Consider the following 26,433-nt stretch of genomic DNA (forward strand, 5'->3'; position numbering starts at 1 on the left):
ATTATGATGAAATTGGCGTTTTGCTGTTGTGTTTTCATGATGATAAACTGCATTACATCTCACGAGAACGTAGAAAAGGGGAGGAGAAATCATGAACGTCTTCAAGCGGCTAAGCACTTTTTACTGGCCGAAAAAAGGCTACCTATTCGTATCTATACTTTGCTTGATGGCGGCAACAGCGCTCGGATTGGTGTATCCCAATATGCTGCGCATCTTGATTGACGACGTCATAGCAAAAGAACGATTCGATTGGGTGCCTTGGCTGTCATTGACGGTGGTCGTCGTTGTCAGCATCAAAGGCACCCTCACATTTTTACACGGCTATTTTGGCGGTCGTCTAGGCAACTATGTTGCCTACGAAATGAGAAATGCCTGCTATCGCAAGCTGCAATTCCTTTCATTCCGCTACTATGACAAGGCAAGAACAGGGGATTTGATGTCCCGCTTGACTGCAGATCTTGAAGGGATACGCAACTTTGTTGGGTTCGGCTTCGCACAAATTTTGAATATGGTGCTGATGGTTCTATTTGGCGCGGGAATGATGTTCTCAATTGATTGGAAGTTAACGCTAACAACGCTTATCCCGATACCGCTGTTAATTCTAGTCGCGCTTCGGTTTGAATCTAAGATACATCCGGCCTTCCGCGAAATGCGCGTCGCCTTCAGCCGCCTGACAACGGCAGTACAGGAGAATATTACGGGCGTTCGTACGGTCAAATCTTTCGCGCGTGAAAGCCATGAAGTTGATAAATTCTCTGTACGGTCTGAAGCGTATAAGGAAAATCAAATTCATGCTGCGACACTATGGGGACGATACTTCCCTGTGATGGAACTTCTTGCTTGCTGCTGTGTGGTCATGCTGCTTGCGCTTGGCGGTACGAAGGTCATTAACAAGGAGCTGTCGCTTGGTGAATTAGTTGCCTTCTTCAGTATGATCTGGTACATTATTGGCCCGATGTGGGGAATTGGCTTCCATATCAATAACTATACGCAATCGAAGGCATCTGGAGAGCGTGTGCTGGAACTGCTGGATACCCCAATTGACATCGCGAACAATGATCGTGCGGTTGTATTGAATGATGAAGAAGTTAAGGGACATGTTCAATTCAAAGATGTTACCTTCCGCTATGAAGGTGATGTAAACGCTCTTAGCCACATTACGCTAGACGCAACACCTGGGAAGGTGATTGGATTGCTTGGCGGTACAGGAGCGGGCAAGTCAACGATTATTCAACTGCTCATGCGCGCGTATGATGTGAAGTCAGGTAGCATTATGCTGGATGGTCATGATATTCGAGACTTGGATGTGAAGAGTCTCCGCAGTCAGATGGCTACCGTATTCCAAGAGACGTTCCTGTTCTCATCTTCGATCTATAACAACATTGCTTACGGACGAGATGATGTGACCGAAGAAGAAGTGGTGCGAGCAGCCAAGCTTGCGCAAGCACACGACTTCATTATGGAGCTGCCGCTTGGCTATGATACGATTGTGGGCGAACGCGGTATGGGACTCTCAGGCGGTCAGAAGCAGCGGATTGCGATTGCCCGCGCGCTGCTGAAAGATCCGAAGATTTTGATTTTGGATGACGCAACAAGTGCCGTTGACATGGATACTGAACACGCGATTCAGGCTGGCTTCCAAGAGGTTATGCGTGGACGTACGGTATTTATAATCGCACACCGTATCTCGTCGCTGCGGCATGCAGATGAGATTCTGGTATTGGATCAAGGGAGCATCGCACAGAGAGGTACTCATGAGCAATTGATTGAGGTGCCGGGTACCTATCAAGATGTATATCGTATTCAGTATGCTGATAAGTTTGAGTCAGAAGATCACATGGATTCTACAACCGATGGAACGTCGAACAGAGAGCAGGTGAGAGTATGAGTGGAGCACGATTCACAGCAGCATCCACGGCGGCGAGCCCGGCGCATGAAGACGAGAACACAGCTGCGGAGAACGCAGAACGTAAGCGTTCCCGATTCGTCTATCAAGATGATGAAGCAATAGAAAAGCCGTTCAACTGGGCTCAGATGCGCCGCCTGCTGGTGTACATGAAGCCGTATAAACGCCAACTGCTGCCGGTATTGTTGGTAATGATGGTTCTGGGTACGCTTACGAAACTGGCAATCCCATTTCTCATCAGCTATGCCATTGACCATGCGATACAGCCCGCTGACGGAAATCCATCGCTGCGTATGCTGTATATGATCGCGGGAACGGTGTTTGGACTTTATATTGTGCAGTGGGGCGCCAATGCGTTCCGCATCAAATTTATGAATGTGATCGGCCAGCGCATTATTCATGATTTGCGAGGGGATCTGTTCAAGCACATTCAGAAGCTGTCATTCCATTTCTATGACAAACGTCCAGCTGGTTCCGTGCTAGTGCGCGTGACGAACGACGTCAACTCCTTGCAGGAACTGTTCACGAACGGTGCTGTCAACACTCTAATTGATTGCATGCAGCTGGCAGGTATTATCATTATCCTCTTGTTCTTGAATGTTCAGCTTGCACTGGCAGTTATGATTACGGTTCCAATCATGTTCTTAGTGTCGACGAAGCTGCGGAAGAAGATCCGCTTCGCTTGGCAGGACGTCCGTATGAAGCAATCGCGGATTAATTCTCACTTGAACGAGGCGATCCAAGGCGTTCGTGTCACTCAAGCGTATACACAAGAAAAGCAGAACATGGAATTCTTCGATCATATGAACAATGTGAATAAGAAGTCTTGGGATCGCGCTTCTGCCATGAACCAATCGTTCGGCCCTGTTATCGAGATAACAAGTGCTGTAGGTGCATTTATTCTATTCATGTACGGCTCCTATTTGATCCAGAGCCATGTGATTACGGTTGGGGTACTATTCGCATTTGCCCAATACATCGGGAACTTCTGGGAACCTATTAATCGCTTGGGGCAAATGTATTCGCAAATGCTAATTGCCATGGCTTCTTCGGAACGCATCTTTGAATTTATGGATGAACAGCCATCTATTGAGGATACAGCGAAATCAAAAGTGCTTCCACCAATCCATGGCGATGTGGAATTCGAGAACATAATGTTCGAATACGAGAAGGGACGTCCCGCGTTGAAAGGCATTTCATTATCAGCCAAGGCAGGCGAGTCCATCGCGTTAGTCGGACACACAGGTTCCGGTAAGAGTACGATTATCAATTTGTTGTGCCGTTTCTACGATACGACAGAAGGTCGTGTCACCATTGACGGTCATGATATTAAGCAAGTTACAATTGAAAGTCTGAGGTCGCAGGTTGGTATTGTATTGCAAGATACCTTCATCTTCTCAGGTACGATACGAGATAATATTCGCTTCGGCCGTCTCGACGCAACAGATGCGGAGGTAGAAGCGGCAGCACGGGCCGTGTATGCGCATGACTTCATTGCAAGTATGAAAGATGGCTATGACACTGAGGTCGAGGAACGCGGGAATGTGCTGTCCATGGGTCAGCGTCAGCTTATCTCGTTCGCACGTGCCTTGCTTGCAAACCCTAGAATATTAATTCTTGATGAAGCGACTGCAAGTATTGATACCGAGACCGAATTAAAGATTCAAGAAGCATTGAAGACGTTGCTGCAGGGTAGAACCTCCTTCATTATTGCGCACAGGTTGTCTACGATTCGCAATTGTGACAATATCGTTGTGCTTGACCATGGGGTTATTCAGGAACAAGGCACGCATGATCAATTGATGAATCTGCGTGGCACTTATTACAATCTAGTAGCGGCTCAGTATAAGTACATGTAGTCGCACCGCGTGTAGCGATAGAGCGATTCTGCTGCTTGTAATTGCTTCTGTGTTTTGTACAATCGTATAGGAGATTGATGAAAGAGGCGGCCGAATTGATCGGTCGCCTCCCTTGTTACCAGGGAACGTGGTAACAGCTGACTCAGTTTGCAAATAGGAACCTGAACAGGTAATGTAAAGGGAGAACAGAGTTCAGGGATTGAGACAGGAGGACTAGGATGAGTCGTAAAACGGCATCGCGGCAATGGTTATGGATTGCTTCATGCGGCGTGGGATGTACGCTGCTCTTGCTCGTTGGCTTCGGACTTGGAATTGCGGATATTATCTATCCTGCTTCTGTTCCGTTTGCGGATGCGCCTGGGGTGAAGACTTCACCGACAACAGATACCGCCACTCACTCGGAGCAAGAGATACGGATTGCTGCTCTTGGGGATTCTTTGACAAGAGGTACTGGCGACGGGACGGGACAAGGATATGTACGACGTGTGTTGAGTACGCTTGAGAAGAGCAAGGAGAAGCCGGTTACGCTTCTGAACAATCTGGCAGTGAACGGGCTTCGTGCAGATCAGCTTGTGGAACGAATAGAGAAGGATAGTGCGGGTTATGTATTGAAGCAAGCGAATGTCATCCTACTAACGATTGGCGGCAATGACTTATTCCAAGGTGCTCAATCGGAACAGATGAGCGCCAAGGAAATGCAGCTCGATACACTCGTAGCCAAGGTGGATGCTGGCATTGTCCACTTGAAACAGGTGCTGACTCAACTGCGTAAATGGAACCCGGATGCGCTTATCATCTATGTAGGACTGTATAATCCATTCTCGGATCTGCAGGCGATGCGTGAAATAGGAAATGCCGTCGTTCAGAAATGGAACGATTCAGCTTATGCGTTTATCAATAAGGACAAGAATATGATGATGGTTCCAACCTACGATTTGTTCCAGCGGAACAGCAGCAAATATTTATCTTCTGATCATTTTCATCCTAATGGAGACGGATATGATGCCATTGCGAAGCGGATTGTGCAGAGCATTCAATAATAGAAGGACACTAGAGGACGGCCAGGAGGTGGCTTAGTGATGGAGCATGCGAAGGAAGTTATATTATCTGTAGAACATGTGAAGAAGAAAATAGGCTCTAAGCTGATTATCAAGGATGTAACTTTCGAGGTTCGAGCAGGCGAAATTTTTGGCTTCCTCGGGCCGAATGGGTCTGGCAAGACAACGACTATTCGAATGCTGGTGGACTTGATTACTCCCACTTCAGGCCGGATTCAAGTATGTGGTCTGGATGTGAATCGAGATCCGGAGCGGGCCCTGCGGCATGTTGGCTGTATCGTAGAGAACCCGGAAATGTATAACTTTCTGACAGGATGGGAAAATTTAGAACATTTCGCGCGGATGGTAAGCGGCATTGGTCAAGAACGCATTCAAGAAGTTGTCGAGATCGTTGGGTTGTCGAATCGAATTCATGATAAAGTGAAGACCTATTCGTTAGGGATGAGACAACGGCTTGGGATCGCGCAAGCATTGCTTGCTGAACCGAAGCTGCTCATTCTGGATGAACCCACGAATGGATTGGATCCACTCGGCATTAAGGAGCTGCGATCATTTATCCGTACGCTGGCTGACAGTGGTATGGCTGTGTTCGTCTCGAGTCACTTGTTAAGTGAAATTCAACTAATGTGTGATCGCGTTGCGATTATCAGCCATGGTGAAGTGCTTGCTGTAGATGATGTCGAACAGCTGCTTACGGGACGCAATCAGTTCGTAGTATGGCAGGCACAGCCTGCGGAGCGGGCTATGGAGATGTTAGCAGAAAACGACGGGGTTACAATTTATAGCCGAGAGACAGCGCCGATTGACGAGTCTACCTTGATCGGGATACCTGACTACGCAATCGTAACGGAAACTGCACCGGATATCATTCCAGAACTGAATCGCAAGATGATGCATGCCGGCATCCAAATCGAAGGAATCCAGCATATTATGCCTACCCTAGAACAGCTATTTCTAGAATTAACGGAGGGTGAACGCATTGAGTAGCTTGCTGCCGCTTATCCACAATGAGACATTAAAAGTGTTGAAGAAAAAACGATTTTATGTCATCATGCTCATATTGATCGTGTTAATTCCTGTCTTCACATATGCGCAAATGAAGATGGCAGAAAATAGTAGGGAGAAGTTCAAAGAGGACTGGCGACTGGAGTTGCAGCAGCGCATCACCGATATTCAAAATTCGCTCGGAAGCGACCGAATACCCGAGGAGTGGAAGAAGTATCGGCTCATTATGCTGCAGCAGCTGCAATATTATTTGGACCATGATGTCAATCCGAGTGAGCCGAATGGGGTGACATTTACCCGTACTTTTATGGACAATGCAGTAACTCTGTTCATTCCGCTGCTTGTTATGGCGATTGCTTCGGACATCGTTTCATCGGAGCGGTCTACCGGCACGATCAAGATGCTGCTGACTAGACCGGTTCGCAGGTGGAAGGTGTTAATGAGCAAATGGATTGTCCTGATGATGTTTACCGGAATCATTGTCGTGATGACAGCACTGCTTGCTTATTTGATTTCAGGGGCGGTCTTCGGGTATGGAGGTTGGTCTTTTCCGATATTTACCGGATTCTCGGTAGCGGGCACGAACGTGGATTTCAATGCCGTACATACGCTTCCCTCATGGCTGTACTTGCTTATGCAATGTGGCCTTATCTGGTTCTCCAGCATCGTAGTCGCAGCACTTGGGTTTATGATATCCGTGCTCGTCCGGAGCACAGCGGCAAGTATTGTAACCTTAATGGCTACCCTGATTGCAGGTACCATCTTGTATAATATGGCCTCTTCTTGGCCGACTGCCAAATATCTGTTCATGATTAACTTGAAATTGACGGACTATATGGCGGGTACTCCGGCCCCTGTAGAAGGGATGAGCTTGCCGTTCTCGCTTGCTGTATTAAGTGTATGGGGCATTATTTCCCTATTCATTGCATTCCGTGTCTTTACGAAACAGGACATCTTGAATTAAAATATACAAGAATGCGAAACATCTGTTTGCATCCGGACGATATAAGTAATGGGGCATTTTGTTGTTCCTCTCGTCCGGCAGCGGCAGATTTTCTTTTGCCAACGAAGGTTGGAACGCTAATAAGGTAGCATTTTATTTATGAAGTACGCATTTGGTATGAAGCACGTATTATGGTATGGAACGCGCATGATTATTGATTATGCACTACATGTATTTTTGAAGGAGGAGCATGAATGGTCGAGCAAGTCGATATGTTCGGACAGTCGCCTGAGAATGGGGGGGCATCTGGCAACCGCAATTCTGAGTATGGGGCTGACGACATTCAAGTGCTCGAAGGGCTTGTCGCGGTACGCAAACGGCCAGGGATGTATATTGGCAGTACAAGCTCCTCGGGGCTGCATCATCTGGTATGGGAAATCGTAGACAACGCTGTCGACGAGCATCTCGCCAAATTTTGCTCTCAGATTGATGTGACAATTCACAAGGACCAGTCGGTCACCGTTCGAGACAATGGACGAGGAATTCCGACAGGTATGCATAAGACAGGGGTACCGACCCCGCAGGTCGTCTATACGATCTTGCATGCGGGTGGTAAGTTCGGTGGTGCAGGCTATAAGAAATCTGGCGGTCTGCACGGCGTTGGCGCTTCAGTCACGAATGCGTTATCGGAATGGCTTGAGGTGGAGATTTGTCGAGACGGCAAGATTCATCGCATGCGCTTTGAGACATGGACGGATAAGAAAGGCAAAGAGCATGTCGGCGAACCGGTAACGGGGCTGGAGATTGTCGGTAATACGAATCGCACAGGCACGAAGGTAACATTCAAGCCGGATGTGAAGGTATTCCATGGCAATATTCATTTGAATTATGACAATCTTGCTGAACGATTGCAGGAGATTGCATTTTTGAACTCTGGCTTACGGGTCACATTGAAAGATGAGCGGACAGGGAAGGAAGAAACTTTCCTTTATGAAGGCGGAGCAAGCGAGTTTGTACGCTTTTTAAATGAAGATAAAAACGTGCTGCATGAAGTGATTCATTTCACTGCTGAGAAGGATGATGTTGAGGTTGAGATTGCACTTCAATATAACGATGGGTATACGGAGACAATCGTATCGTTTGTAAACTCGATCCCAACTCGTGGCGGCGGTACGCATGAGACAGGCTTCAAGACAGCCTACACGCGTGTGATGAATGAATATGCGCGCAAGAACAGCTTGTTGAAGGAAAAGGATAAAAACCTAGACGGCAACGACCTACGGGAAGGCATGATGTCGGTCATTAATGTGAAGATGTCCGATGTGGAATTTGTCGGTCAGACGAAGGATCAGCTCGGTAGTGCCATGGCTAGGGGCGCTGTAGATACAATCGTAGCAGAGCATATGAGCATTTTCCTGGAGGAGAACCCACAAATTGCGCAGATGTTAGTCAAGAAGGCCATTCAGGCGTCAAGGGCGCGTGAAGCGGCACGTAAGGCGAGAGAGGATGTGCGCTCAGGCAAGAAGCGCAGCGAGAGCTCAAACCTTAACGGCAAGCTGACACCAGCGCAGTCTAAGGATTATACACGCAATGAGCTCTTTATCGTCGAAGGGGACTCGGCGGGCGGTTCTGCGAAGCAAGGGCGCGATTCCAAGACGCAGGCAATCCTGCCGCTGAAGGGGAAGCCGATGAACCCGGAGAAGGCCAAGCTGGCCGACATCTTGAAGAATGATGAATATCGGACAATTATCCATGCAATCGGAGCAGGGGTAGGCTCCGACTTCGATGCGGATGAGAGCAACTACGCGAAGATCATTATTATGACAGATGCCGATACTGACGGTGCGCATATTCAGGTGCTGCTGCTCACGTTCTTCTATCGTTATATGCGTCAGCTTATTGATAAGGGCAAGGTATATATTGCACAGCCTCCGCTCTATAAGATATCGCATAAGAAGGGCAAGCACTCGACGGTTCGCTATGCTTGGACGGATGAGCAGCTTGCCAGCTACGTGAAGCAGTTCGGACAAAGCGCTGAAATTCAACGCTATAAGGGTCTTGGCGAAATGAATCCCGATCAACTGTGGGAAACGACGATGGATCCGGAGACGAGAACACTGCTGCAGGTGCAGATCGATGACGCTGCCAAGGCAGAGCGCCGTGTGACGACATTAATGGGCGACAAGGTGGAGCCGCGTAAGCGCTGGATCGTAGAGAACGTTGACTTTGCGGAGTTCGAGGAATAGAAAGGTGAGAGACACATGAGCGTATCGGAACAATTCAAACCCGCGTTCTTGGAAGACGTGGTTGGCGACCGGTTCGGGCGCTATTCCAAATATATCATTCAAGATCGTGCGATACCCGATGTCAGGGACGGTCTCAAGCCGGTACAGCGACGCATCTTGTATGCAATGTATGAATCCGGCAACACACCGGAAAAGCCATACCGTAAGTCGGCCAAAACGGTCGGGGACGTCATGGGTAATTACCACCCGCACGGGGATTCTTCAATATATGACGGCATGGTGCGCATGGCGCAGCCATGGAAGATGGGGCATGTCCTGATTGACGGTCACGGCAACTGGGGGTCAATCGATGATGATCCAGCAGCTGCAATGCGTTATACAGAAGCCAGATTGTCCTCCATTGCAATGGAGCTGCTTCGGGATATTGAGAAAGACACCGTTCCGTTCCGTCCAAATTTTGATAATACGGAAGAAGAGCCTGTTGTATTGCCTTCGCGCTTCCCGAACTTGCTCGTAAATGGTGTTAGCGGGATTTCGTCCGGCTTTGCAACGGAAATTCCCACACATAATTTGCGGGAAGTAATTGAGGCATGCATCGCCATGATCGACAAGCCCGAGATTGATCTGGATGAGATTATTAGCATTGTGCAAGGTCCGGATTTCCCTACAGGCGGAATCATCATGGGTGCGGAAGGCATTCGCGATGCATATCGTTCGGGTAAGGGCCGCATTTACATTCGCGCGAAGACGGATATTGAGGAGATGCGCGGAGGTCGTCAGCAGATCGTCGTTACCGAAATCCCGTATCAGGTCGTGAAGTCGCGTCTCGTGACCGCAATGGAGAACATCCGATTAGAGAAGAAAGTAGACGGTATTGCAGAGGTTCGTGATGAAAGTGGACGCGAAGGGATGCGTATCGTCGTTGAGCTGAAGAAGGACGCGGATGCGAACGGCATTTTGAACTATTTGTTCAAGAAGACCGACTTGCAAGTGACCTATAACTTCAACATGGTAGCGATCGTGAACAAGGCTCCGATGCAAATGGGTATTTTGCCTATGCTCCAAGCCTACATTGAACACCAGAAGGAAGTTGTCACGAATCGTACCCAATATGACTTGTCGAAGGCAGAAGACCGCGCACATGTGTTGGAGGGCTTGGTCAAGGCGCTTGATATATTAGATGCGGTTATCGCGACTATCAAAGCTTCGAAAAATCGTCAGGATGCACAGCATAACTTGATTGAACAATTTGGCTTCTCCGAACGTCAAGCTGATGCGATCTTGACATTGCAACTGTACCGCTTGACGAATCTGGAATTGACTTCATTGATGAAGGAATTAGAGGATATTCGCAAGAAGGTTGCCGACCTTCGTTCGATTCTGGAGAGCAGCAAGAAGCTGATGAAGGTAATTAAGAAGGAACTGACGGATATTCGTGATCGATATGGAATTGATCGCCGTTCAGTCGTGCAGGGGGAAGTCGAGGAAATCAAGGTGAACCTTGAGGTCATCGTAAATGCCGAGGATGTTCTCGTCACCTTGTCCAATGATGGATACATCAAGCGGACGAGTCAGCTATCCTTCACACGATCTGGCGGAGAATGGGATGCATCTGGCGTTAAGGAAGGCGACTACATCCGCCAAATTTATGAAGTGAACACCTTGGATCGCCTGCTTATCTTTACGCAGCGGGGACAATATTTCTCCTTGCCTGTCCATATGATTCCAGAATTCAAGTGGAAGGACAATGGTACAGCCATCGTCAATGTGATTCCGATTGCGAAGGAAGACTCTATCGTAGCTGTTATTCCAGTCAAGTCATTCGCAGACGAGTTGAGTTCGCTCTTGTTCGTTACGCGTCGTGGCCAAGTAAAGCGTACGATGCTCAAGGAATACGAAACCAACCGTACAGGGGCAGTCGCTGCTTGTAAAGTAGCAGACCAAGATGCGTTGTTGGCTGTCATGCTCAGTGATGGGGCAGCAGATCTTCTTCTCGTGACCGAGCAAGGAATGTCTATCCGATTTACAGAAGCGGAAGTGAATCCGATGGGACGCGCAGCTGGTGGTGTTCGTGGAATGCAGCTTAAGGATGACGATGCAATCACAGCAGCTCTTCGGGTCACTGGTGAAGAGGGCGAGATTACTGTTCTAACGGATATTGGATGGGGCAAGCGTTCGTTGCTGCTGGATTACCCAACACAGGGACGCGGCGGTAAAGGAATGGCTACATTCGAGTTCAAAGAAGGGAAGCGAGTGAAGCCGAATGGGAAGAAGTTAATTGGCGCTTACTTCAGTAAAGAGTCGTATCCGATTACGATCATTACGGAACAGGGACGCTTGCATCAGCTTATTACTGAACATGCCCCTCTCATGGATAAGAGAGCGCAAGGCCGAAGCTTGGTTGCAATCGATAAGGAAGATAGTATTGTAAATACGATGATTATTACCCCACCATCCGTCTAATCGAATGGCTTATGCGGTGGATTCAACACATCGTGCAGGGTATTGATAATCTCTAATAGGACCCACAATGGTACGGGCTCATCGAGTCGTTCTATCCATTGTGGGTCTTTTATGATCCCGATCTCCATTGCTTTACGGAAAATACTGGATTTGTCCTGATCCATTGTGTCCCCTCCTCGCAGTTAAAGCATCAAATTAGTGAGAAGTTGGTGTGACAGATGCCTATACAACAGTATATGTGCTAGTTGATTGCTTGGTTCCTGAACTTTCTTTGGCAATAAATTTGTAATTAAATGGCATTATGCTAAGATTAGGGATGTCCTATCCACTTTGCTGTGGTATAATTTAGGTGTTTGTAGATCGACATGGAATAAAGGGGGAGTCGTTTGCATGCATGCAACCGAATTTGCCAAGCTGTGGTCGAAGTTATCCAAGGATTATAAGTCAATGATGGACGAGTCCCTGGCGCCAAGCTTGACAGAGAGCCAGTTAACCGTATTAGAACGAATTGCGGAATATGGGAAGGTTAAGCCTTCTGATCTGTTGCCTCACTTAGCTACGACTCCTGCTGCGATTACAACATTGATGGATCGGATGGAGAAGAATGCTCTAATTATTCGAGAGCGAGACCAGGATGATCGTCGAATTGTGTGGATCCAGGCAACCGAATTCGGAGAACAGGAAATGCGCCGTGGAGTCGCTATTCGAGAGAACTACTGGAATGAAATTTTACATCGGATCTCAACGCATAACCAGCAGCTGCTTATCCTTTTGCTTGGCAAGCTAACTCAGCCGCCACAACCGTCTACTGTTGAGAAAGAGACGGCTGCAGCGTCAGAGCCTGTTCGTGCAGGCCAATAATCTATGGTGAAGGCGAAACATTGAGTATAACCGGTACAGCCGATCTTGAGGCAAGATGGCTTGTCGCGCTGGTTAGCATCTTTTTCATTGCCTGATATTGCTGTGTGCTTAATCGATTGTCAGAATGTGATTTGATCGTTTGTTCCAGTGGGAGTACACGGTACTTGCGCTTGTCACGGGCACCTTCAATATGCACCCATGTTGGAATCGTTGTCACATTTTTTAGTTCGATTGTGCCTTCAGGCATATGCTTATTAATTTCTACACCGAAGATTACTCCAATATCAGTACCATTGCCTGTCTGATTGGATATAAAGTTCCCCATTGAATAAATAATAAGCCCATCGCGCTTAGAGCCGTCGGGCTCTCTTACCGTAATACGCTCATAGGGTTGAATGACATGTGGATGAGAGCCCAATATAATATCTGCTCCAGCTTGGATCAGCGAACGCGCCAGTCGAATTTGCTCTTGATTCGGCGTGTGCTCATATTCAGTGCCGAAATGAATGGCAATTGCGACAACGTCAGCTCCAGCCTTCTTCGTATTCTGAATATCCTGTATCATGCGCTTCTCATCAATGAGAGAAACAAGATAAGGCTTCTGCTTCGGGAGCGGGATGCCATTTGTTCCGTACGTATACGCGAGAATGCCTAGTTGTATTCCGTTTTTCTCAACTAATGTTGGCTGCTTGGATTCCCATAATGAGGCGGAGAGTCCCTTCGTTACCAGCCCTTTTTTCTTCAACACTTCTAATGTGCGCAGGGCTCCGGCTTCATATCGATCTAATGAATGATTGTTCGCCGCCGTTACAATATTGAAGCCTGCGAACTTCAAGGCATCTGCAAGCTCTGGTGGTGCGTTGAACATGGGGTATCCGGTATAGACCTTCTCGCCGCCTAGCAATGGAGTCTCCAGATTCGCCCAGCACCAATCTGCTGTCTCGAGAATAGGCTTCACCTTAGTAAAATAGGTCTTGAAATTGTATGTGCCTGTCTTCTTATTGAAATAGGCAGGAAATTGAGGGGAGTGCATCATAATATCTCCTACCGCAAGAAGCTTGCCGGAAAGAGTATATGGCTTTGCCTTCGTGTTGTTAGGTGGCGTAGTGGCCGTACTAGCCGGGATGTTCGTAGAAGAGTTGAGATGATCGGCATCGGTCGATGAAGGTGAACTGTCCTTATGCTGAGCTAGTGCTGCTTTATGTGCCGGTTGGGGCTTTGTCTGCTGTTCGCTGCCCGTTGTTGATTGCGAACTAGATGCATCTTGATCGACAAGCTGTGATGGCGCGGCAATTGCGCAAGCAGTGGATAAAATCAAGAGAACAATTGTAATGACCAGCAAACCTGTTCGTACATACCGTCCGTTACTCATTTTCCTATTTTCCTCCTTTCATACACGAATAACACCATGCGTTAAATGAGCATGAATGAATGATGACTGTGTCTGCAAATGAACTCATCGTGTACAATCGCATCGAGAGAAGGCTGCTTCTCAGCAATGCGATCGTACAGTCACGGTGTTGCGTGCAATGATTATTTACCGAATCGGTAAGATTGCCCCAGCTTGATTGTTGATGTACATGGAGAACACATCAACAGGAAGAATAGATTGCCGGATCCCAGAGATTCCATGGGTATTCCATGGGCGGCTGAGATCTAAACTCCATAACTTCCTTCGTAGTCGGATGGGGGAACGATAGCTGCACAGACCATAGAGCAATCTGCTGACCAGGCTTATTGCGATCAGCGCCGTACTTCTGATCACCATATAATGGACAACCAATCGTTTTCATTTGTACGCGAATTTGGTGCGGTCGTCCGGTATGGAGCTCTATACGCACAAGCGTCATGTCGCCGCTTATGCCAGCTACCTCATAAGACAGGCGTGCCTCCTTGGCTCCTGGAGTTCCAGGAGCAACAGCGCGGACTGTGTTCGTGCGGACATCCTTCAGCAAATGGTGAGTTAGTGTCCCGTTGGTCTTAGCTGGACGGCCGTGAACGACAGCCATGTAAGTCTTGCCCAGCTTGTGTGTGCGAACGACATCAGATAAGCGTGAGGCAGCCTTGCTCGTCTTCGCGAACACCATGGCTCCACCGACAGGACGATCCAATCGGTGGACTAGACCTACATAGACATTGCCAGGCTTCGCATAACGCTCCTTCAAGTCTTGCTTCAGTAAGGTCACCATATCTGCATCCTGCGTATCGTCCGCTTGTGACAAGATATTAACTGGCTTCTCGACAACGATTACGTGATTATCCTCGTATAAGATGCCAATATGCGGAGTTGCAGGTTGGCCTAACATCTATCGTTATGCCTCCCATCTTCCCAATATACCGCAAGGGAGTACCATACCGGACTTCGTAATCGGGATGCCTATTTCACCTGAGGACAGCTTGCCGCCGTAGCGCTTTTTCATTGTCATACTCAGCATATTGCTTAGTACGGTAGGCGAGATCCCAGTCGTATATGAATTGATTTGCAGGAAAAGTGGATTGTCCGACATAATTGTCGTACAGAACTCAAGAAACGGATACAAGCTTTGCTCCAGCTTCCACGTTTCACCGCCAGGTCCTCTACCATAGGAAGGGGGATCCATAATGATGGCGTCATATTTGTTGCCTCTGCGCTGCTCTCTTTGTACGAACTTGAATACATCGTCCGTGATGAAACGGATAGGGTGAGATTCCAAACCGGACAACGCGGCATTTTCCTTCGCCCACTGCACCATCCCCTTAGCAGCATCAACATGGCAGACTTCGGCGCCGGCAGATGCACAGGCCACTGTTGCACCGCCAGTATAAGCGAACAGGTTAAGAACTTTAATTGGACGATTCGCACTCTTAATTTTGTTCATCATCCAGTCCCAGTTTACTGCTTGTTCAGGGAACAGACCTGTGTGTTTAAAGTTCGTTGGCTTAATATAGAACTTGAGATGCTTGTATTCAATCGTCCAACGCTCTGGAATAGGCTTCTTCATATCCCATTGACCGCCGCCGGAGGAACTGCGATGATAATGGCCGTGTACATTGCGCCAAATATCTGTCTCCTTTTCAAGAGGCCATATGATTTGTGGATCGGGACGACGAAGCACAACATCTCCCCAGCGTTCAAGCTTCTCTCCGCCGCCTGTATCAATTAATTCATAGTCTTTCCAGTCAGTAGACATGTACATGTAATGTGACTTCCTTTCTTCTGTTCAAACTTCCTTAACACTAAGCGTTATTGTACTATAAACAAGCCCAAGCTTCCAGAAAGTTTACGAAAGCAATACCCGCATGAGATGAATTCATGCGGGTATTGGTGTAGAGCTGGTTATTCGGTTTGAAATTTGTACCCTACGCCTCGTACGGTTACGATGTAGCGTGGGCGTGTAGGATCCGGTTCAATCTTCTTGCGTAGATTGCTAATATGTACCATGAGTGTTCGTGTATCACCGAAGCTCTCGGTATTCCAGATATGCTGATACAATTGTTCCAACTTGAATACTTTGTTCGGCGATTGCGCCAAATACGCGAGTAAGTCGAATTCTTTGGCAGATAGTGCAACAGCTCTGCCTTGTACGGTCACGGTGTGGCTCTGCAAATCCATCTCCAATTCTTCGTAGGACAGTCTGTGTTGAGCCGAGCGTTGCAGTGCTTGAGCAGACAGAGAGTTGCGGCGCAAATGGGCCTTGACCCTAGCAACGAGTTGACTAGGGCTGAATGGCTTCGTAATGTAATCATCTCCACCGACTGTAAGACCTAATATAATGTCTACATCGTCACTCTTGCAGCTTATAAAGAGGATTGGAACATTCGATGTCTTGCGCACTTCCTTGCATACCTCAATACCATCTAGCGACTTGAGGAGGATGTCCAAGATAATTAAGTCTGGTTCAATTTCCTTCATCATCTGTAAGGCGGTATATCCGTTGTCTGCAACGTATACACGGTAGCCTTCCCTGCGCAAATATAAGGATATGAGTTCGGTAATCTCTATTTCATCATCTACGATTAATATTTTGCTCTCGTTCACTGCAGGTTATCACCTCCGCCACTTCTTTCATTATAGCGAAAATCGTCAGGATATGGCAATCTATTCCTAATTGCGACATGAAACCTTAATTCCTTGGATTCTTCTATCGTCAAATAAGAAAGTATGTTATAAAATGGAAGGGTTGAGGAGGGCGTCATCGATGCGTCGAATAACTTTTCATATTATGATGGCCATGATTATTGTAACTATAATTATTCTACATGTTGCAGGGGCGATTATTGATTCGAAGCGTGCTCCGAGCGCGGAAAATGGAATACTTGATTTGCGGAACTGGAATTTTGAAAAAGATGGAATTGTGCCATTGAACGGAATGTGGAAGATGAAATGGGGGAGCTTGCTTCCTACGGAGAAAATAACGGATTCCCCTTCAATGATGGCGGATGTGAAGGTGCCATCTTCTTGGAATCAGTTAACGAATCCGGGGTTCTCCAAGAAGGGTACGGGAGTCGCGACGTATTATCTTACGATAAAGAAGAATGCGAAGGATAATCTGTTGGGTGTATGGCTCCCCAGCATATATAGTTCATATCGCATGTGGGTGAATGGTAAGCCGATTATTCATGAAGGACAAGTCTCCGAGTTTGAGGACTATGCTGTTCCTTCTATGAAGCAACGCATGGTTATGGTGAGTACTCCTGGAAACACCGCAGATATCGTTATCGAGGTTACGAATTTCTCGCATCATCGTGGAGGAATATGGCAGTCACTATACCTGGGTTCATCGGAGAAAATTATAAGCAAGGGCAGATTGGAATTGGTTAGGGATAGTATGCTGTTCGGCTGCTTATTAATGGTGGGGCTCTATCATATTGGTCTGTTCATAGAGAGGCGCAAGGATTGGTATACGTTTCTATTTGCGATTCTTTGTATTGCAATGGCAATCCGAATCCTAACATCGGGAGATGCCATTCTGCTTACTTGGTTTCCTGGTTTATCGTGGTATTTCGTTATTCGCCTGGAATATGTGCTAATGATCGTGGCGACGATGGCAGGATGCGGATATGTGAGATATTTATTTTATGAGGACGCGTGCTATAGGACGTATACGATAATGAATGTAGCAGGAGCATTGCTAATTGGCTCCATTGTATTCCTGCCTGTGCGTACGTTCACCTCTTACCTTCTGCTTTATCAATTATATGTGATAGCAGCGGCTTGCTATGTAATCATAATGAATATGAAGGCTGTCTATAATCATCGGATGGGAGCGCATATTGCATTATTCGGCTTTACTGTTTTCAATATATTGGTTCTTAATGATATTTTATATTATCATTCGCTTGCTCCCATTCGAGACTTGGCTCCAAGTGGACTTGTATTTTGCGTTTTCATGCAGTCGCTTATGATCTCAATGAGATATTCCAAGGCGATGTACGACGTAGAATCTGTAACGATCGAGTTACGAGAGTTGAATGCTAACTTAGAAGCGCGGATCCAAGAGCGCACAGCTGCCTTAACTCAAATGAACGCAAATTTAGAAATGAAAAATTATGAGTTAGAGCGGATGGAGACCTCCCGCAGGCATCTATTTACGAATATTTCCCATGATTTGCGAACACCAATGACCTTAATTCGTGGTTACTTGGAGGCGCTCCAAGATGAGGTAATTCAGGATAGAGAGCAGCAGAAGAAATATATCCGCCTCATGCTAAATAAAATTAATGGCTTGAATCATCTGATTGACGATTTGTTTGAGTTGTCCAAATTAGAAGCAAGAAGGGTGCCTGTATCGATAGAATCTGTACTTCTTGAACATTTTATTTCACATCTGGAAGAGCATTACGAGTTGGAACTGCGAAGCAGAGGGTTAATGTTCGCATGTTACAACTTGACGTACCGCAATGCTCCGCCTGTAAGTCTTATGCTGGAAGTGGACATTGATCGTATGATGCAGGTATTTGACAACATTATTTATAACGCGGTCAAATTTACGCCAATTGGCGGCTCGATTACCATTGAAGTGGACTATCTGAAACAGGAGCAAGCGGTTCATATTCAAATTACGGATACCGGAATTGGTGTGGGAGAAGAAGACTTGCCTTATCTATTCGACCGTTTCTACAAAAATGATAAGTCGCGAAATTCAATGACAGGCGGCAGCGGTATAGGGCTGGCAATTGCCAAAGAAATTGTCGAATTGCACTTAGGAAGAATCGGCGTTGAGAGTGTGCAAGGACATGGAACGACATTCTACATTATATTGCCTGCTCAAGTAAAATAGGGATGGTCGTAAACCCTATCGCTTGGAGTAGAGTGATTGCCTCATGAGCTGGAGTGTCTGCTGTCTTGAGTCGGCATCAAGCCCATGCCATAGCTGCAGCAGCTGATTCGTCTCGTGTGATTCCAGAAAGGAGTTATCATTGATTAGGTAATCCACGGATACATCAAATAAGACAGCTAGCTTAAGAAGGGTTGTATAGACGGGCTGCCGATTGTTAATTTCGTAATGGCTATATGCCGAACGAGTTAATCCAATATGTCGAGCTACTTGCTCTTGCGACATGTTGCGGGCCGTTCGTAAATTGCGTAAGCGCTCTCCAAAGGTCATAGCAGGACTCCTTTGTCATAAATATGCTAGAGTAGGATCGCAGATTCATAAGTTACGTTACACATACTTGTAATGTATGATACAAAGTGTATCGTGTCAAGTTTGATTTTACAAAAGAATAACGTGTAAAGATTGCAAAAGGCGTAATTCCAAAAAGGAATTACGCCTTTTGCAATGATCTATCAAAACAATTCTGTCGGAATTCAAATGCACGAATGATTAATATAAGGACAATGCTACAGTGTCCATTTCACGTCTTGAATGCAAGATTGCCTCTGAGCCGATAATTTCAATACTGATCAAGGTTTCAAGACAGGTCTTGATCGCTCGCTTGCCTGTATTCATCTTGCGGTTAAGTGCATCCATAAGTAGTGAGAATGTATTTTTGTGGGACATATTTGTGCAAAACACGGGTATTTTTCGTTGTTGGAATTCAATATAAACTGTTTTCATCTGGCAACGGACCTCCTTCTATTGATCTATTTCCGTTAATACAAATAATACGAAAGGAACATTAAATGAACATTAAAAACTGAAGACAATGTTGTTACATTTACGAAATGTAACAAAAAAATCTATGAATATCGTAGAATTTGGACGACATGATAGCGTTGAAGTCAAAGGAACCCATTTCCGACATGCACGACTGGGCTATTTGCGGCATATATCGTTTGTAGCGATGTGAAAAGGGGATGGGAAGTTGGAGAAGCGACTATCATTATGCATGATCGTTAAGGATGAGGAGACATTTATCGGCATTTGTCTGGACAGCGTCAAGAATGTTGTAGATGAAATCATTATTGTCGACACGGGATCATCCGATCAGACGATTCCAATATGCCAATCATATGGAGCGAACATATATGAAATGCCGTGGAATGACAACTTTGCCGAAGCTCGCAATTATGCCCTGAAGCAAGCAACTGGCGACTGGATATTATGGATGGATGCGGATGAGAGGCTGGATTCAGATCAAGCCATGTTGATTCGAGATATATTGCAAGAAGAGCAAGCTCACATCGGTGTAATTCAGCTGTTGAACTACATTGGGGAAGACACACCTAGCAGTGAGAAAACATACTTAATTGGTCAGCATCGGCTGCTTCGCAATCATATGGGTTTTCAGTTCGTCGGAGCGATCCATGAACAGGTAAATGTACATGAGGTTCTGGGCGAGCAATTCGATGTTAAAATCTTGCCCGTACAACTTCATCACTATGGCTACCTAGAAGCAGTAACTCATTTGCGGAACAAGTCGGAGCGGAACTTGCGATTATTACAGATGGAGAAAGACAAGCCGGACTACAACCCGTGGGTCGATTATCATATTGCAAGTGAGCAGTATCGGCTGAAAAAGTATGCTGAAGCTTATGAGTCTGTAAATACATCCGTTATGCGGTTTGTAGAACAGGGGAAGCTGCCACCGTCGCTTCTATATAAATTAAAATATGAGCTTATGTTGATCATGGGCAGTTATGAAGGGGCATGGCCTTCGATCGATAAGGCGATCGCGTTATATCCAGATTACGTTGATCTCCATTTCTACAAGGGGATCATCTTGTATTTAAAACAAAAGGTTGAACATGCATTGCCTGTATTTCAGTACTGTGTTGAGCTGGGGGAACAAAATATCTATCATCTTACGCTGCGAGGAGTTGGAAGCTTCCACGCTTGGTATTATGTCGGGAAGTGCCATGAACTTCTTAATCATCGGGAAGAAGCGATACAGGCCTATGAGAATTGTCTAGAGGTAGATCGCAGCCATAAAGAAGCCAGAGAAGCGCTTGACCTGCTGCTAGCTCAGTCTAATCAGGTACAGCTAGATTCACATATTGAGGAGGCAGAAATGACGATGGATCAGTCTGCATCAATCACGATTAGTCTATGTATGATTGTACGTAATGAGGAGATTGCACTAGCGCAATGTCTTGCATCAGTCCATAACATTGTTGATGAGATCATTATTGTTGATACGGGATCGACAGATCGGACGAAGGAGATTGCAGGACAGTATCAAGCCCGTATATTTGATTTTGAATGGATTGACGATTTTGCTGCTGCACGGAATTATGCCTTCAGTCAAGCTACTCAAGAATATATTCTATGGCTCGATGCGGACGATGTGATAGAGAGTAAGGATCAACGCCTACTAGTAGAGCTGAAGAAGACACTCACTCGTGATGTTGATAGTGTGACCATGCACTATGTATTAATGGTTGATGATAAGGGGAATGTTACGTCTAGTCTGCGGCGAAATCGCTTAGTTAGGCGTGATCGTGGGTTCAAATGGTATGGGCCAGTGCACGAATATTTGGAAGTAGGCGGACATATTATTCATAGTGATGTGTGTGTCACACATAAGAAGGATAAAGCATATACCGATCGCAATTTGCGAATTTACGAGAAGAGACTTGCCGAGGGAGAGCAATTTACGCCTCGCGATCTATACTATTTTGCGAATGAATTGCGAGATCATTCCCGATTCGAAGAAGCAGCACACGGATATATGAAGTTCCTCGATACAGAGCAAGGGTGGGTAGAGGATAATATTCAGGCGTGCAGAAAAATGGCGGAGTGTTATGGCAAGTTGGGTCAACGTACCGAACAGTTTATGGCGCTGTTCCGCAGTTTCATCTATGATAAGCCGCGAGCGGAAATATGCTGTGCGATTGGGGCCATGTGGGTGGACTCGGGGCATTTTCTACAAGCGAAGTACTGGTTCGAGCAAGCTACACTGCTTCCAGCAGATGAAGCGCAAATGTCTATGGTAGAGCCATCCTCATGGACGTGGGTACCGCATTTGCAGCTATGTGTATGTCATGATCGTCTTGGTGACATCGAGAGGGCTTGCTATCATAACGAGTTTGCACTCAGCTACCTTCCCTCTCATCCAAGTATGCTTCATAATCAGAAGTATTTCCGTGAGAAGCTTGGCGAGGAACGATACGAACAGTTGAGAATCAAATTGTAGAGGCATTTCATTAGTTACAGTCATATTTCCCAAGTATGTGATTGCGAAGTGAGGGGATTGTGTTGAAGGTCAGTATTGTGATACTCACGTTGAATCAATTTGCTCATACGATTCGATGTCTGGAAAGCATTCGTAAGTATACGCCAGAGCCTTACGAGTTAATTGTCGTTGACAATGGTTCGACGGACTTAACGCTTCCCTATCTAAGACTGCAGTCGGATGTAATCTTGATTGAAAATGCGGTGAATGCAGGATTCTCAAAAGGATGCAATCAAGGAGCAGCTCTTGCGACAGGGGATCATATTCTTTATTTGAATAATGACACCATCGTCACGCCAAATTGGTTAACCAATATGCTGCGCGTGCTTCACTCCAGTGAAGATGTAGGCATGGTCGGGCCGTTTACGAATTATTCGAGTGCTCATCAACAAATTCCAGTAACGTATACCGATTTATGGGACTTGAACAATTTCGCAAAGGAGCATGAGCATAAATTTGCCGGAACGGTGACAGAAGTACGTCGACTTGTTGGATTTTGCATGCTGATGAAACGCAGTGTTGTCGAAGAGGTAGGGGGGTTCGATGAACGCTACGGATTAGGAAATTATGAGGACGATGATCTATGTTTGCGAACAGCGAATGCGGGTTATCGTATGCTCATTGCGAATGATTCCTTCATTCATCATGTGGGCCATGTGACGACGAATCAGCTCGAGCAGTCAAGCTTGATGATGCTGCTGCATACGAATCGGGAGCAAGCACGCCGGAAGTGGGGGGCTGATATATTCGACCTGTTGTACAAAGCAGAGTCAACCATTACCTTCTGCATTCGCTGGAGGGAACGAACTGAGCCGTTGCAAGCTTGCATCGCTTCGATTCATGAAGTGGCAAATGAAATTATCATATGTAATTGTACCGGAGAACAGCGGGAAGACGTTGAATTGGAGACATCTGTTCCCATTCGGTGGATCGATGCAACGGAAGATATGGATGCAGGTGAAGCATACATCATACAACAAGGATCAGAACAGGCCACACAGGATTATATTTTTCTGATCGATGCGTCAGAATATCTTCCTGCACCTGAACGCAGGCAGCTTCGGGCACTCAAACGCTCCCTAAATCCTGAAGTGAATGCGGTGTGGATGGTAGGAGAGGCTAAGCGGGATGGCCTGCATGAGACTGGGGCAGAACGATTAAGATTGATTCGCCGCAATGTCCAGGTGCCGAATCTGAAAGGGATCAGTTTAACGGATTATGATGCGAAACAAGGCGATACAACGCAGCATATCAAGAGTGAGATCCGAGTTGCTAGCTTCGTCTGAAAGCTTGAATGTCAAAAGCCTGAACCTTCACTGCCAGTGATACACTGACGGAGGGTTCAGGCTTTTTTTATATAAATTAAGAAATTGGTGATGGTTGTTCGTGCAAATCAGGATGAGAGACGAGCAACTGTTGAAGTGCAAGATTGGCAGGCTCATATTCAGGATAGAAGTTCAGGGCTGAACGATATGCTGACCATGCATCTTGTGGCTGATTTAATTGCTCATAACATTGTCCCTTATAATAATAGGCGTGGAAGGTAGCGCTGCCGTGAAGGGTTAAATGGTTCAGCTGTTTGTCGCCTAATGCAATACAATGGTCGAACGTTTCGAGTGCCTGTTCGTGTTTGCCCAGTTGATGCAGGATGACACCCTTGTATAAATGAAGATCTACATAATCGGGGTAAAGCACTAATACCTTGTCAATGGCTGGCCAAGCTCCCTCTATACTTCCTGTCTCCAGTAGAATCGAATATTTCAGCTTATACACAAGCGATGGCGGCGTGAGTCCTTCGGATAGGAATCTAACAATTGACCAATTCACGTATTTAAAAGCAAAATCATATTTCTTCATACGCGAATATTCACTCGCTAGGTGATACTCCAGCCATGGATTTGGCTCTTTGTCTTCGATTGCTTTGAGCAATAACGTTATATTGCGCTCGCTTTTGTTCTTGGCATAAGTTACATCATTCAAATAACCGTAATGGTACACTTTGACTGGCAATGTAGCGATTTGCGATTCATCTTGATCTGGCAGCACTTCATGAACATTTAATGTCTCGTGGATACTGAACTGGAACTTAAATCCCTTGTGATTACGAAAGAGGCGAGCATGCGCAATATGAAATGATTCATTCGCTTGAACAGTTGCTCCAATGAAATTAATTAAATGAATCGAGTAGATATCCTTGTCTAAGGAAGGAAGCAGCTTCTTCATTGTTTGACGATCATCCACATCCATTTCCTCATCAGCATCCATCCACATAATCCAGTCACCTGTTGCCTGCTCTAATCCATAATTGCGTGCCATTGAAAAATGATCCTGCCATTCATGTCTAAGCACGGTTGCGCCGAACTCCTGGCATATTTCGATTGTACGATCCGTTGATCCTGTATCCACAACAATAATTTCATCTGCGATAGGCCTGATGCTCTGCAGGCAGCGAGCGATGACATCCTCTTCATTCCGTGCAATCATGCAGATGGATAACGTAGGTGATTGCAATCCATTCACTCCTCTTCGGCTTCGTATAAGATAAGTAACTGTATGCGATGCCTGAAATTGATATTCGGGTACAAGGGGAATAAAAACGTTATTCAGAATTTAGCATATGAGATAAACCCTCAGACATAGGATGAGTAACGTAAGTTGCAATGAGGTGCTTGCAAAGGAAAAGAGAGAGGTGAACAGTTTTGTCACAGGCTAATATTCCAAATATTACTCCCACTATTACGATTACCCTTGGCCAAACCGTAACGTTGCTTTTGGCTTCTATCGCTCTGGAAGAACTGGCTCTTGCTCACATCGTGAATGCAGAGGCAGAGAAAATTCAACTCGTTGTTGGTACACTTGCACCTGGCATTACCCCAGCGGCAACGGTTGCGGAATTGCTGGCGATTGACGACAGTGTAAGAAAAACATTGCAAGATGTAATTAAGAAAGAAATGCTTCTTCAATTTAAGTTAGACAATATACTTAGCAGCTTCCCTGGATTGTAAACTACCTGCAGGTATAGTCATCTAAACAGTCAAGCATCTCGTTGCGCTTACATTTCTCCTGTGGAGTGGAACGATCTACAGGAGAATGTACTTTCTTTTTGCAAAAGGATCATGTTCAAGGGACAAACAAAGTTCGAAACTCAGCATGATGTATTTGTCTATGGCATAAAAATATGAGGAATCGAACTGTAAATGTCTGTGAGTAGCACCTCAATAAGGAGGATATGTATCATGTCCATGCCAAATGTTCCGGATATAAAACCGGAAATTATTTTGAAACGAAAAGAAGTTGTGAACCTGCTGCTAACCTCAATCGCCCTTGAGGAAATTGGACTGTCTCATATTATCAATGCGGAAGGCGAAAAAATTCAGGCCATACTTAGAGATCGGGATGTATGCTTGTCCGAAGCGCTTCAAATTAATGAAAGTGTTGATCGCATGCTGAGAAACGTTGTGAAAAATCAGATTCTGTTGCACTTTAAGCTGGAAGATGTGATTCGACTTGAGAAGCAGCATGACTGTTTTGAGGATTGTGAAGAATAGCATTCCGCCATTATCCGGAGAGAGAGGAGGGAGAACATGAGCATTCAAAAATATGATGATCAAATTCCATCAATTGATGAGGCAGTTGCGCATCTACTGCAATCGCTCTCTCTGGAAGAAGGTGCCCTTGGACAGCTGCTCCTTACCGAGGCAGAGAAAGCAAAGGCGTTCGTTGGCAAGGATAAGAACTTCCCAACTCATCCGACACCTAAGGAAATTGTGGATTACAACTCCTCTGTTGTACAAATTCTGGATTCAATGCTAATGGCGGAGTGGCTGCTGCTGAAGAAGCTGAATATGGTCGTACATATGGAATTCCAAGCACAAACAAGAGATCCTGCTGTCAAGACCAGCGCCCTGATCACAAAGCAGAATGATATAGGCGAAGAGCTGGATTCTGATTCAAACGAATTCGATTATTAATAGATGGATCGAGGTGGATGATGATTAAGACCTTTCAACCTTTGTCTCAAATGCTGCTATCGGTGTTCCATCTCATCCACGCATTGGATATGAGATGGGATCAGAAAAGTAAAGAATTGCATGTTATACAAATCTTGTCAATGGTAGATACGCTGCGTGAGCTTCACCTGTGTACGTTTCGAAGGGTGCAGGTATATAAGCAGACGGTAATCGATACACATTCTGAACAATTGGAAGAGGATCGGATCAAGGAAGTGCTCGACTCCGTGCATCGCACACAATTTCTGCTCGGTAGATGGATGCTAACGAATCGCTTACTTGTCGAGCAGCTACAAGAGCACTTACGGTATCTGGAAGACTACTATAAATCTTTCAATCAAGCTTTCAATCAAGCTTATAAACAAGCAAAGCCGGAACAGATAACGAATGAAGTGAAGGAAGTTGTTCAACCGATTCAAACTATGAATCAGGTGTCGAAGGAAATCGTTCAACCGATTCAAACTGTGAATCAGGTGTCGAAGGAA

At 46.0% G+C, this 26,433-nt stretch carries 23 protein-coding genes and 1 pseudogene; 16 read left to right on the forward strand and 8 right to left on the reverse strand.

The window, feature by feature from the left end; genetic code table 11:
- Nucleotides 1-91: 91 nt before the first annotated feature.
- The 7 genes from BLS15_RS05895 to gyrA all read left to right on the forward strand — a co-directional run bounded on the left by BLS15_RS05895 (nt 92) and on the right by gyrA (nt 11,480).
- Nucleotides 92-1,888: an ABC transporter ATP-binding protein gene (locus tag BLS15_RS05895; protein ID WP_021254619.1), complete on the forward strand. Its 1,797-nt coding sequence runs from the start codon at nt 92-94 to the stop codon at nt 1,886-1,888.
- Entirely contained in the window at nt 1,885-3,765 is a 1,881-nt protein-coding gene (locus BLS15_RS05900) for an ABC transporter ATP-binding protein (RefSeq protein ID WP_028533074.1), read from the forward strand. Before BLS15_RS05895 ends, BLS15_RS05900 begins: the two co-directional genes overlap by 4 nt.
- A 218-nt stretch (nt 3,766-3,983) precedes the next feature.
- Complete coding sequence (locus BLS15_RS05905; protein ID WP_021254617.1) at nt 3,984-4,805, forward strand: GDSL-type esterase/lipase family protein; 822 nt, start codon at nt 3,984-3,986, stop codon at nt 4,803-4,805.
- A 39-nt stretch (nt 4,806-4,844) separates the two neighbouring features.
- Complete coding sequence (locus tag BLS15_RS05910; protein ID WP_028533073.1) at nt 4,845-5,810, forward strand: ABC transporter ATP-binding protein; 966 nt, start codon at nt 4,845-4,847, stop codon at nt 5,808-5,810.
- The gene (locus tag BLS15_RS05915; protein WP_021254615.1) at nt 5,803-6,792 is read left to right on the forward strand and encodes an ABC transporter permease; all 990 of its coding nucleotides are present in this window, start codon (nt 5,803-5,805) and stop codon (nt 6,790-6,792) included. The genes BLS15_RS05910 and BLS15_RS05915 overlap by 8 nt, the downstream gene beginning before the upstream one ends.
- A gap of 233 nt (nt 6,793-7,025) precedes the next feature.
- A complete protein-coding gene (gene parE, locus BLS15_RS05920) occupies nt 7,026-9,017 on the forward strand; it encodes a DNA topoisomerase IV subunit B (RefSeq protein WP_021254614.1) in 1,992 nt (663 codons plus the stop codon).
- Between the two features lie 15 nt (nt 9,018-9,032).
- A complete protein-coding gene (gyrA, locus tag BLS15_RS05925; protein ID WP_021254613.1) occupies nt 9,033-11,480 on the forward strand; it encodes a DNA gyrase subunit A in 2,448 nt (815 codons plus the stop codon).
- Here the strand turns inward: gyrA and BLS15_RS28885 are convergent.
- Complete coding sequence (locus BLS15_RS28885) at nt 11,477-11,644, reverse strand: hypothetical protein (RefSeq protein WP_175460722.1); 168 nt, start codon at nt 11,642-11,644, stop codon at nt 11,477-11,479. The genes gyrA and BLS15_RS28885 overlap by 4 nt on opposite strands.
- A gap of 226 nt (nt 11,645-11,870) precedes the next feature.
- On the opposite strand from BLS15_RS28885, the gene BLS15_RS05930 reads away from it, so the two are divergent.
- Nucleotides 11,871-12,341, forward strand: coding sequence for a MarR family winged helix-turn-helix transcriptional regulator (locus BLS15_RS05930; protein WP_021254611.1), 471 nt, complete (start codon nt 11,871-11,873; stop codon nt 12,339-12,341).
- Between the two features lies 1 nt (nt 12,342).
- On the opposite strand, the gene BLS15_RS05935 is transcribed toward BLS15_RS05930, so the two are convergent.
- The 4 genes from BLS15_RS05935 to BLS15_RS05950 form a co-directional block, all read right to left on the reverse strand.
- The gene (locus BLS15_RS05935) at nt 12,343-13,713 is read right to left on the reverse strand and encodes a CapA family protein (RefSeq protein WP_021254610.1); all 1,371 of its coding nucleotides are present in this window, start codon (nt 13,711-13,713) and stop codon (nt 12,343-12,345) included.
- A gap of 220 nt (nt 13,714-13,933) precedes the next feature.
- A complete protein-coding gene (locus BLS15_RS05940) occupies nt 13,934-14,647 on the reverse strand; it encodes an RluA family pseudouridine synthase (protein WP_021254609.1) in 714 nt (237 codons plus the stop codon).
- A 6-nt stretch (nt 14,648-14,653) separates the two neighbouring features.
- Nucleotides 14,654-15,517, reverse strand: a complete 864-nt coding sequence (locus BLS15_RS05945; protein ID WP_028533072.1) for a class I SAM-dependent methyltransferase — start codon at nt 15,515-15,517, stop codon at nt 14,654-14,656.
- Nucleotides 15,518-15,657: 140 nt separating this feature from the next.
- Complete coding sequence (locus BLS15_RS05950) at nt 15,658-16,359, reverse strand: response regulator transcription factor (RefSeq protein WP_021254607.1); 702 nt, start codon at nt 16,357-16,359, stop codon at nt 15,658-15,660.
- Nucleotides 16,360-16,519: 160 nt separating this feature from the next.
- Between BLS15_RS05950 and BLS15_RS05955 the strand changes: the two genes are divergently transcribed.
- Nucleotides 16,520-18,601, forward strand: a complete 2,082-nt coding sequence (locus tag BLS15_RS05955) for a sensor histidine kinase (RefSeq protein WP_090510463.1) — start codon at nt 16,520-16,522, stop codon at nt 18,599-18,601.
- A 15-nt stretch (nt 18,602-18,616) separates the two neighbouring features.
- On the opposite strand, the gene BLS15_RS05960 is transcribed toward BLS15_RS05955, so the two are convergent.
- Entirely contained in the window at nt 18,617-18,928 is a 312-nt protein-coding gene (locus BLS15_RS05960; protein ID WP_090510466.1) for a helix-turn-helix domain-containing protein, read from the reverse strand.
- A gap of 219 nt (nt 18,929-19,147) precedes the next feature.
- The gene (locus BLS15_RS05965) at nt 19,148-19,381 is read right to left on the reverse strand and encodes a hypothetical protein (RefSeq protein ID WP_021254604.1); all 234 of its coding nucleotides are present in this window, start codon (nt 19,379-19,381) and stop codon (nt 19,148-19,150) included.
- Nucleotides 19,382-19,652: 271 nt separating this feature from the next.
- Between BLS15_RS05965 and BLS15_RS29930 the strand changes: the two are divergent.
- The 3 genes and pseudogenes from BLS15_RS29930 to BLS15_RS05980 form a co-directional block, all read left to right on the forward strand.
- Nucleotides 19,653-20,681: pseudogene (locus BLS15_RS29930) on the forward strand (glycosyltransferase); the annotation flags it as partial.
- Nucleotides 20,682-20,780: 99 nt separating this feature from the next.
- Nucleotides 20,781-21,899, forward strand: coding sequence for a glycosyltransferase family 2 protein (locus BLS15_RS05975; RefSeq protein ID WP_090510946.1), 1,119 nt, complete (start codon nt 20,781-20,783; stop codon nt 21,897-21,899).
- Nucleotides 21,900-21,961: 62 nt separating this feature from the next.
- The gene (locus BLS15_RS05980; protein WP_175460723.1) at nt 21,962-23,224 is read left to right on the forward strand and encodes a glycosyltransferase family 2 protein; all 1,263 of its coding nucleotides are present in this window, start codon (nt 21,962-21,964) and stop codon (nt 23,222-23,224) included.
- Between the two features lie 76 nt (nt 23,225-23,300).
- Here the strand turns inward: BLS15_RS05980 and BLS15_RS05985 are convergent, their stop codons facing one another.
- Nucleotides 23,301-24,449: a glycosyltransferase family 2 protein gene (locus tag BLS15_RS05985; protein ID WP_254777291.1), complete on the reverse strand. Its 1,149-nt coding sequence runs from the start codon at nt 24,447-24,449 to the stop codon at nt 23,301-23,303.
- Nucleotides 24,450-24,637: 188 nt separating this feature from the next.
- Here BLS15_RS05985 and BLS15_RS05990 point away from each other — a divergent pair, with 188 nt between their 5' ends.
- The 4 genes from BLS15_RS05990 to BLS15_RS28890 all read left to right on the forward strand — a co-directional run.
- On the forward strand, nt 24,638-24,943 hold the full coding sequence (locus BLS15_RS05990; RefSeq protein ID WP_021254600.1) for an alpha-helical endospore appendage domain-containing protein: 306 nt from the start codon (nt 24,638-24,640) through the stop codon (nt 24,941-24,943).
- A 231-nt stretch (nt 24,944-25,174) separates the two neighbouring features.
- Entirely contained in the window at nt 25,175-25,486 is a 312-nt protein-coding gene (locus BLS15_RS05995; RefSeq protein ID WP_021254599.1) for an alpha-helical endospore appendage domain-containing protein, read from the forward strand.
- Between the two features lie 36 nt (nt 25,487-25,522).
- Nucleotides 25,523-25,909: an alpha-helical endospore appendage domain-containing protein gene (locus BLS15_RS06000; protein ID WP_021254598.1), complete on the forward strand. Its 387-nt coding sequence runs from the start codon at nt 25,523-25,525 to the stop codon at nt 25,907-25,909.
- A gap of 17 nt (nt 25,910-25,926) precedes the next feature.
- A partial coding sequence (locus BLS15_RS28890; protein WP_175460724.1) for a hypothetical protein occupies nt 25,927-26,433 on the forward strand: 507 nt, incomplete at its 3' end.

This window comes from Paenibacillus sp. cl6col (assembly GCF_900102125.1).
Taxonomy (GTDB): domain Bacteria; phylum Bacillota; class Bacilli; order Paenibacillales; family Paenibacillaceae; genus Paenibacillus_B; species Paenibacillus_B suaedae.

Bases quoted from the DNA above. Each gene is read 5' to 3' on its own strand.
- BLS15_RS05895 (WP_021254619.1), top strand. From the start codon at position 92: ATGAACGTCTTCAAGCGGCTAAGCACTTTTTACTGGCCGAAAAAAGGC.
- BLS15_RS05900 (WP_028533074.1), top strand. From the start codon at position 1,885: ATGAGTGGAGCACGATTCACAGCAGCATCCACGGCGGCGAGCCCGGCG.
- BLS15_RS05905 (WP_021254617.1), top strand. From the start codon at position 3,984: ATGAGTCGTAAAACGGCATCGCGGCAATGGTTATGGATTGCTTCATGC.
- BLS15_RS05910 (WP_028533073.1), top strand. From the start codon at position 4,845: ATGGAGCATGCGAAGGAAGTTATATTATCTGTAGAACATGTGAAGAAG.
- parE (WP_021254614.1), top strand. From the start codon at position 7,026: ATGGTCGAGCAAGTCGATATGTTCGGACAGTCGCCTGAGAATGGGGGG.
- gyrA (WP_021254613.1), top strand. From the start codon at position 9,033: ATGAGCGTATCGGAACAATTCAAACCCGCGTTCTTGGAAGACGTGGTT.
- BLS15_RS28885 (WP_175460722.1), bottom strand. From the start codon at position 11,644: ATGGATCAGGACAAATCCAGTATTTTCCGTAAAGCAATGGAGATCGGG.
- BLS15_RS05930 (WP_021254611.1), top strand. From the start codon at position 11,871: ATGCATGCAACCGAATTTGCCAAGCTGTGGTCGAAGTTATCCAAGGAT.
- BLS15_RS05935 (WP_021254610.1), bottom strand. From the start codon at position 13,713: ATGAGTAACGGACGGTATGTACGAACAGGTTTGCTGGTCATTACAATT.
- BLS15_RS05940 (WP_021254609.1), bottom strand. From the start codon at position 14,647: ATGTTAGGCCAACCTGCAACTCCGCATATTGGCATCTTATACGAGGAT.
- BLS15_RS05945 (WP_028533072.1), bottom strand. From the start codon at position 15,517: ATGTACATGTCTACTGACTGGAAAGACTATGAATTAATTGATACAGGC.
- BLS15_RS05955 (WP_090510463.1), top strand. From the start codon at position 16,520: ATGCGTCGAATAACTTTTCATATTATGATGGCCATGATTATTGTAACT.
- BLS15_RS05960 (WP_090510466.1), bottom strand. From the start codon at position 18,928: ATGACCTTTGGAGAGCGCTTACGCAATTTACGAACGGCCCGCAACATG.
- BLS15_RS05965 (WP_021254604.1), bottom strand. From the start codon at position 19,381: ATGAAAACAGTTTATATTGAATTCCAACAACGAAAAATACCCGTGTTT.
- BLS15_RS05975 (WP_090510946.1), top strand. From the start codon at position 20,781: ATGGATCAGTCTGCATCAATCACGATTAGTCTATGTATGATTGTACGT.
- BLS15_RS05995 (WP_021254599.1), top strand. From the start codon at position 25,175: ATGTCCATGCCAAATGTTCCGGATATAAAACCGGAAATTATTTTGAAA.
- BLS15_RS06000 (WP_021254598.1), top strand. From the start codon at position 25,523: ATGAGCATTCAAAAATATGATGATCAAATTCCATCAATTGATGAGGCA.